Source organism: Nonomuraea longispora (assembly GCF_004348345.1).
Taxonomy (GTDB): Bacteria; Actinomycetota; Actinomycetes; order Streptosporangiales; family Streptosporangiaceae; genus Nonomuraea; species Nonomuraea longispora.
Window position 1 is genome coordinate 23,455 of sequence record NZ_SMJZ01000104.1, and the last position, 6,264, is coordinate 29,718.

At 69.6% G+C, this 6,264-nt stretch carries 7 protein-coding genes; 4 read left to right on the plus strand and 3 right to left on the minus strand.

Going from position 1 to position 6,264, the window contains the following annotated elements; genetic code table 11:
* Nucleotides 1-8 precede the first annotated feature (8 nt).
* Together E1267_RS47395 and E1267_RS46595 are read right to left on the minus strand one after the other, a co-directional pair.
* Nucleotides 9-281: a tyrosine-protein phosphatase gene (locus E1267_RS47395; RefSeq protein WP_281283705.1), complete on the minus strand. Its 273-nt coding sequence runs from the start codon at nt 279-281 to the stop codon at nt 9-11.
* On the minus strand, nt 226-753 hold the full coding sequence (locus tag E1267_RS46595) for a tyrosine-protein phosphatase (RefSeq protein WP_342774878.1): 528 nt from the start codon (nt 751-753) through the stop codon (nt 226-228). Before E1267_RS46595 ends, E1267_RS47395 begins: the two co-directional genes overlap by 56 nt.
* Nucleotides 754-1,231: 478 nt before the next feature.
* Between E1267_RS46595 and E1267_RS47690 the strand changes: the two genes are divergently transcribed.
* From E1267_RS47690 to E1267_RS25220, 4 genes are all read left to right on the plus strand, one after another.
* A complete protein-coding gene (locus tag E1267_RS47690) occupies nt 1,232-1,561 on the plus strand; it encodes a DUF4244 domain-containing protein (protein ID WP_342774877.1) in 330 nt (109 codons plus the stop codon).
* Nucleotides 1,562-1,617: 56 nt separating this feature from the next.
* Entirely contained in the window at nt 1,618-1,953 is a 336-nt protein-coding gene (locus tag E1267_RS25210) for a TadE family type IV pilus minor pilin (protein WP_246064244.1), read from the plus strand.
* 16 nt (nt 1,954-1,969) lie between these two features.
* Nucleotides 1,970-2,398 (plus strand): Rv3654c family TadE-like protein, encoded by a 429-nt coding sequence (locus E1267_RS25215; RefSeq protein WP_132335586.1) that lies wholly within the window; start codon nt 1,970-1,972, stop codon nt 2,396-2,398.
* Nucleotides 2,399-2,747: 349 nt separating this feature from the next.
* Nucleotides 2,748-4,475 (plus strand): Ig-like domain-containing protein, encoded by a 1,728-nt coding sequence (locus E1267_RS25220; RefSeq protein WP_132335588.1) that lies wholly within the window; start codon nt 2,748-2,750, stop codon nt 4,473-4,475.
* A 231-nt stretch (nt 4,476-4,706) separates the two neighbouring features.
* Here E1267_RS25220 and E1267_RS25225 read toward each other — a convergent pair.
* A partial coding sequence (locus E1267_RS25225) for a Zn-binding domain-containing protein (RefSeq protein ID WP_246064245.1) occupies nt 4,707-6,264 on the minus strand: 1,558 nt, incomplete at its 5' end.

Genomic DNA, 6,264 nt, shown 5'->3' on the forward strand with positions numbered 1-6,264 from the left:
GCGGGTGCTCACTCCGGCTGGACGAGCCGGTCGCGTAGTGCGGCGACGTCGTCTTCACCGAGGCCGGCCGCCCGAAGGCGAGCCTCGACGTCGACGTCTTCCAGCACGCTGATCATGGCGTCTCGGGCGGTGGTGTTCTTCCTGGCCAGAATGTTCCGTATGACCTCCGTCTGGTCGTCGATCCCCACAGCGGCGAACAACGCGGGCAAACGGGCCGTACTGAGCTCATAGTCTGCGGCGATGTCGTCCGAGCCGGCTCCTGCGAGCGCCAGCAGCAGCATGACGACGAGGCCCGTACGATCCCTGCCGAGCCCGCAATGGACCAGCACCCCTCAAGGCTGCGCACGCGCGACGGCGGTGACGGCGGCGGTGCCGCGCCTTCCGGTCGAGGAACGGCCGGTAGTAGAGCGGCGTCCCGTCCAGCTCGTTCTCCCGCAGACAGGTACAGAACGCCGTGTCGGCCACGTCGTCCAGCGGCACGTGCACGGTGGTCACGCATGCGGGCCGGTTCGGCGGGCCTGCCTGAAGCTCGTCGTCGTTCCGCAGGTCGACCACGGTCCGGACGCCATACTGCACGAGCGCCGACCAGCCGGCCGCCGTCAGTCTCTCGGGGTTGTCCGAACGAACGATCGCGCCCGGCCGGATCACGCCGCCACCGGCCACCGGGATGCCGCCGAGATCGCGAACGTTGAAACATCCCTCCCAGTCGAGGTGCCGCTGGGTGGTCCTGCGCTCGTCGCCGGAAACCACCACGTTTCGGGTGCGCGCCTGCAATCGCTCATGTCGTCTGAGACGCGTTCAACACGGGCGTCGTTCATCAACGAGGTCGGGCATCTCCCACCTACCGCGCCCTACGCAGAACCAGTTGTCCACAGGTCAACCTCAAAGCGGCCCTTATCCACAGAACCGCGCTCGGTCCACTGACCGCAGAGCCCTTTCGGCGACCCTTGGACTCCCGCCGGACAAGACCCCGGCTCCGACACCTGGAGGCCCGATGCAAGGTTCCACCCTCAGCCCGGCCACGACCGCGCCACGCCCCCACACGCCGCCGGGAGCCCACCCGGCCTGCAGCACCCCGGCCACCGACACACCTCTGACCAGCCACACCGCCGTCCCCACGCCGACCAGCCCACCAACGCCGACCGCTCCAACGCCGACCGCTCCGACGCCGACCGCTCCGACGCCGACCGCTCCGACGCCGACCGCAGGCACGAAGGTGGACACCTCACCGGTGCCCGCAGGTATGGACCCGAACACCCCGCCGACGCCCGTCAACGCCCCTTCGGACACCCAGCCGAGGCCCGCCGACACCGCACCGGGTGACTCGCCGGCCACCTCCGGCGGGGAAGGCGCCGGAGCGGGCTCGTGGTGGCGATCCAACCGATGGCTTCACTACGCACTGGCCAACCGCGAACGAGGAATGTCCACGGCCGAATACGCGGTGGGCACCATTGCGGCCTGCGCCTTCGCCGCGCTCCTGTTCAAGGTCGTGAGCAGTCCTGAAGTGCAGGAGATGTTGTCCTCCCTCATCGACCGGGCACTCAAGACGACCGGCAAATGAGCCGCCGCCTCGGGCGGATCACTGTGGGCGGGAGACGGTCGGCATCGCGGGGCTCGGTGACGGCCGAGACCGCCGCGATGTTGCCCGCTCTCATGGTCGTCCTGGCTGCCGCGCTGTGGGCCGTCCAAGCCGTCGGCGTCCAGCTCGAATGCGTGGACGCTGCACGCGCGGCCGCCAGGGCGGCGGCCAGGGGCGAACCATTGAGCCAGGTCCGCGACCGCGCCCGGTCGGCCACCCATGCCGACGCGCGGATCACGGTGTCCCGTGACGTCGATCTGACCAAGGTGCAGATCACCGTCGAGGTGCGCCCGGCGTGGGGCGGGTCGCTGCCCGCCGTCCAGGTGTCCGCCACGGCCACGGCCGACACCGAACCACGCCTGTCAGTCCCCTGAGCAGAGCCATGCCGGCATGAGACCGGCCATCGCCGAGGAGGAGAAGTTGAAGCGCGACAAGGAACGCGGCTCCGCCACGCTGTGGGGTGTCGCCCTCATGGGTCTCCTGATGGCCGTCGCCACGGCGCTGGCCGCTGTGGGCTCCGTACGCGTGGCCGGCCACCGGGTCGGCGGCGCCGCCGACCTCAGCGCGCTGGCGGCGGCCGAGATGGCGTTGACCGACCCGGAGGGCGCCTGCTTGCGGGCGTCGGCCATCGCTGCACGGAACGGTGCGAAACTGACCCGCTGCGAGATCCGGGACGAGGTCGCCGACGTCTGGACCACGATGTCGATCTCCCTGCCGATCGCCGGCACCCGCACCCTGACCGGGAGATCCCGTGCGGGCCCCGCGACGGTGGCCCCCGGCTGGCTCTCCGACGTAACTGATGGGGATGACCTGCCCTGACTTAGATGATGAGTCCTGATTCTTGCTATTTGCACAAATGTGCGTGAGTGAACAAATGGGTGAGCGTTGTCGAAAGTGGTGAGTGTGGCTTACAGGGTGCAATGTCGCGATCCCGTTACGACTTCTTAGACGCAGTGTCCAAGAGTTGAGCATTTCCCGTAAGGTCCCGCTTACCCTCGGTTCATGCCATATGCGGCAGGGCGTCTGTGACAGCTCTGACGAAGTCGCTAGGGTGCGGTCCGGGGGCGGTCGGTGACCGTATCGGCCGGGCGGACTGCACTTCCGGTCGTCGCGTGAACGCCCCCAAGGGCGGTCGGGCGACGCGAGGCTCTCGATGGAGGGAAGCGTCGTGACGGTAGTCGGCAAAGTGGTGGCCGCGGGAGCGATCGTGGTGTTGTCCGTCGCGCTGGGCGGGTCCGCGCGGGCCGCCTCCGCGGCCTGGCAGGCCGACACGTCCGGGCAGATCACCTCGCCCGCCGACGGTCAGGTGGTCTCCGGCTCGACGGTCACTGTTTCCGCCAGTACGGGAATGATCCAGCTCAGCATGGGCCTGTACGTCGAAGGCCCGTCCACCCCCAGCCAGAAGGTCGCCGGAGGCGGTGCCAACCAGACGCTCTCCGGCACGTTCGACGCCGGGGCCGCCCCCAATGGCCCCTTCACGGTGACCCTCAAGGGAGAACTCACCGGGAGGGTGTACGCCACCAGCACCTTCAAGCTGCGCAGGCCCGCCCAGACTCCCGGCAACCCGAACGTGGCCCGGCAGGGCACCGACAAGGTCCTCGTCACCTGGCCCAAGGGGGCCGAGCCCGATCTGCAGTCCTACGAGGTCTCCAACACGCTGACGGGCATCGTCGGGAGGCTGCCCGCCGACGGTGCCTGCGAGGGCACCTCCTGCAGGGCGGCGCTCGCGGTGCCCGCCAAGGCGGAAGGGCAGCGGGTGGGGTTCACCGTCAAGGCTTTCAGGGGTGATGGAGAAGGGGGCTCGATCGGGTCGGATCCGTCGGGCGCCGCCTACCTCGCCATCCCCGCCAAGCCCACCGCCAAGCCGAAGAAGACCACCACGAAGACGCCGAAGAACCGAGATGCCAAGAACGTCGACGCGCTGCCGACCCTGCCCGCCAAGAGACAGGCACTGCCGGCGGACCAGCCGTCCCGTAAGCCCACAACCACCAAGCTGCCCGACATTCCCGACACCGACGTTGACGGAAACCTGCCCATCCCGACAGCCGACGACGATTCGGGCGGTCTCGTCCCGTCCGGAGGTAGGGACGGCACGGACACCGAGCCCGTGACCGCCGGCGACGTGAGAGCCCAGTCAAGCGCGTCGCCGCTGGGGAACATCGGACAGTACGGCTTCTATGTGGCTGTCGGTCTCCTTCTGCTGCTGCTCGGCGCGCACGCGGGCGCGTGGGCGCGGCGGCGAGCCCTTGCGGGGGCAGGGGCGGCGTCCGGTGCCACGTCGGTGCCTGCCGGGGCGGCCACACGTGCTGGCCAAGCCTCGGCCGCAGGCGGTGTGCATGGCTCACATGGCGCGCATGGCTCGTACGTCGCGCACGGCCCGCAGGGCTCACTGGGCGATGACACCGTCCCGCCGTCTGCCGCGGTGCCGCTCCGGCGGCGGCCCACGGTGATCCTGGCCGTGGCGAAGACGCGCGTACCCGAGAAATCCCGAACAGAGCAGCCCAAGGAACACCAGCAGCCGTCGAAGGACGCGCTCGGGGAAAAGCCCGCCGCGTTCCCCACTTCTGAGCCGGCGCGCAAGGAGATCTCGGTCCAGATCGAGGTGGACGACGATTGGGGCGTTCGCGACACGGATGGCGCCCGGCAGGGGCCCAAGCGGATCGCGCTGCCCAGTTCGGCCGTGACGGACGTTGCCGAGGGCTCGGCCTCCATCAACCCGCCCGCCGTCCGTATCGAAGAACACTGGGACGACTACCTTCCCCCGTCGCCCAGAGCCATGGAGGACAGCGGGTTCTGGGAACGCCCCCAGTCGGGATCAGCGGATTTCTGGGCCGCCGACGACGATGAGAACGAACGTGTTTTCGCTGGTCGCAGACACAGAGGTGGCGACAGTTAACGCCAATTGAGTCGTGTGGCGTAACTGGGGGACGCGCGTCAGGGGTGTGCTCGGCTCTGTCGGCCTGCGGGTGCCGCTGTCAGTAACACCGGGTAACCGCAGATCCGATTCACAGGTCGGCAACCACCCCAGATGCACCCACAGGCCGTACCACGATCGGGCTTCCGCGAGCCGTGTGGTTGTGAGAGCGCGATGAGGGGTCGCCGTGAAGGAGTCTCTGCACCGACCGGTCTATTCGGACAGCAGGGTGTCGAGGAGGCGGATCGCGCCTCGTTTGTCCAAGGGTTCGTTGCCGTTGCCGCACTTCGGCGACTGGATGCAGGAGGGGCAGCCACGTTCACATTCGCAGGAGGTGATGGCTTCGCGTGTCGCCGTCAGCCAGTCCGTCGCCCGGGCGTAGCCGCGTTCCGCGAAGCCCGCTCCGCCCTCGTGGCCGTCGTACACGAAGACCGTGAGCAGGCCCGTGTCGGCGTGAAGTTCGGTGGAGACGCCGCCGATGTCCCAGCGGTCGCAGGTGGCGAACAGGGGCAGCAGCCCGATCGAGGCGTGCTCGGCGGCGTGGGCGGCTCCGCCGAGGTCGATGCCGGCCTCGGCGAGCGGGGCGAGCGCGGACGCGGGGAGCGTCCACCAGACCGCACGGGTGCGAAGGGTGCGAGGTGGCAGGTCGAGGGGCTCGTCGCCGAGCATCTCGCCCGACTGGAGGCGTCTTTTGAGGTACGAGACGACCTGCCGGGTCACCTCCACCTCGCCGAAGTGCAGCGTGCCCGGGCCGAGAGGGTGGGAGCGTCGGGTGCCGAGGATGGAGATGTCGGTGATGTCCCGGGCGAACGTGGTGTAGTCGGGGCTCGCGCTGGAGACGAGGGCGACCCCGGCCTCCAGGTCGAGGAGTTCCACGATGAAGGTCTCGCCCTGGTGGAGGTAGACCGCGCCGGTGTGCACCGCGGTGTGGGCGGACGGCTCGTCCACACTGCCCAGGAGGCGGCCGGTCGACGACTCCACGACCTGGATGGGGGCACCTCCACCGCCGCGGATGTCGGCGAGGTCGGTGGCGCGTTCACGCCGGGTCCAGAACCATCCAGCCGGGCGCTTCCTGAGCAGATTCCGGGCGACCAGGTCGTCGAGGACGGCCGAGGTGGTGTCGCCGAAGACGGCCAGATCGTCCTCGGAAAGCGGGATCTCGGCGGCCGCGGCGCAGAGGTGAGGGCCCAGCACGTACGGATTGTCCGGATCGAGGACGATCGCCTCCACGGGCCGGCCGAACAGCGCATCGGGGTGGTGCACCAGGTAGGTGTCCAGAGGATCGTCCCTGGCGATCAGTACGACGAGCGCGTCCCTGCCGTCCCGGCCCGCCCGGCCCGCCTGCTGCCAGAGCGAGGCCCGGGTGCCCGGCCAGCCGGCGATCAGCACGGCGTCGAGCCCGGAGACGTCCACGCCTAGTTCGAGGGCGTTCGTGGTGGCCAGGCCCATGATCGTGCCCGCACGGAGCGCCTTTTCGAGCAACCGGCGGTCCTCGGCCAGATAGCCGGCCCGGTAGGCGGCGATCTTGTCCGGGAGGTCGGCCCAGTCGGAGGGGTCCGGGATCGACCAGTTGAGTGAACCCTCCTCCGCCCCGCCGTTGTCCCCAGGCTGCTCGGAGGCGGCGAGCCTCGGCGGCCGGCCGGCCGGCCGGGCTGCTTTCTGGGCGGTGGGGTCGCCGGCGCTCCCCGGCTCGTCCGCGGCGGAGATTCGGTGATCGGGTCCGCTGGATGTGCTCTGTCCGGGGTTGCTGTCTCTGATACACATCTGACGC

Bases quoted from the DNA above. Each gene is read 5' to 3' on its own strand.
- E1267_RS47395 (WP_281283705.1), bottom strand. From the start codon at position 281: ATGCTGCTGCTGGCGCTCGCAGGAGCCGGCTCGGACGACATCGCCGCA.
- E1267_RS25215 (WP_132335586.1), top strand. From the start codon at position 1,970: ATGAGACCGGCCATCGCCGAGGAGGAGAAGTTGAAGCGCGACAAGGAA.